Origin of the sequence: Ruegeria sp. HKCCD6157 (assembly GCF_013110685.1) — a bacterium.
GTDB lineage: Bacteria > Pseudomonadota > Alphaproteobacteria > Rhodobacterales > Rhodobacteraceae > Ruegeria.
On sequence record NZ_WVRB01000021.1, the window covers coordinates 1 to 1212 of the forward strand.

1 protein-coding gene is annotated in these 1212 nt (G+C 63.7%); it reads left to right on the top strand.

All coding sequences use genetic code 11. The features are described 5' to 3' along the window. On the top strand, window positions 1-1212 hold a 1212-nt coding region (gene glyA, locus GS612_RS20425), incomplete at both ends, for a serine hydroxymethyltransferase (RefSeq protein ID WP_171642793.1).

The window sequence follows — 1212 nt, forward strand, 5'->3', positions numbered from 1 at the left end:
CGGATTTTTCACCCAGTCCCTTTCTGATCGTGATCCCGAGCTTTTTGGCTCGATCACGTCGGAACTGGGTCGTCAGCGCGACGAGATCGAGCTGATCGCGTCCGAGAACATCGTCTCTGCCGCCGTGATGGAGGCGCAGGGCTCGGTGATGACCAACAAATACGCCGAAGGCTATCCCGGCCGCCGCTACTATGGCGGTTGCCAGTTCGTCGACATCGCCGAAAACCTGGCCATCGACCGCGCCAAACAGCTGTTCGGCTGTGAATTCGCCAACGTGCAGCCCAATTCCGGCTCTCAAGCCAACCAGGGCGTGTTTCAGGCGCTGATCCAGCCGGGCGACACCATTCTGGGCATGAGCCTGGATGCTGGCGGTCACCTGACCCATGGCGCCAAGCCCAACCAGTCGGGCAAGTGGTTCAATGCGGTTCAGTACGGCGTGCGCAAGCAGGACAACATGCTGGACTACGATCAGGTCGAGGCGCTGGCGAAGGAACACCAGCCCAAGCTGATCATCGCCGGCGGTTCCGCCATCCCGCGCCAGATCGACTTTGCCCGCATGCGTCAGATCGCCGACATGGTCGGTGCCTATCTGCACGTGGACATGGCGCATTTCGCCGGTCTGGTCGCGGCGGGCGAGCATCCCAGCCCCTTCCCGCATGCGCATGTGGCCACCACCACCACGCACAAGACCCTGCGCGGCCCGCGCGGCGGCATGATCCTGACCAATGATGAAGATATCGCCAAGAAAGTGAACTCGGCCATCTTCCCCGGCATTCAGGGCGGCCCGCTGATGCATGTGATCGCGGCCAAGGCCGTGGCCTTCGGCGAGGCGCTGCGGCCCGAGTTCAAGGACTATGTCAAGCAGGTGATCACCAACGCCCAGGCGCTGTCGGATCAGCTGATCAAGGGCGGTCTGGACACGGTGACCCACGGCACCGACACCCATGTGGTGCTGGTCGACCTGCGCCCCAAAGGCGTCAAGGGCAACGCCACCGAGAAAGCCTTGGGTCGCGCGCATATCACCTGCAACAAGAACGGCGTGCCGTTTGACCCCGAAAAGCCGACCATCACGTCGGGCATCCGTCTGGGGTCGCCCGCCGGCACCACCCGCGGCTTCGGCGAGGTCGAATTCCGCCAGATCGCCGACTGGATCATCGAGGTGGTCGACGGCCTGGCCGCCAATGGCGAAGACGGCAACGGCGCCGTCGAAGC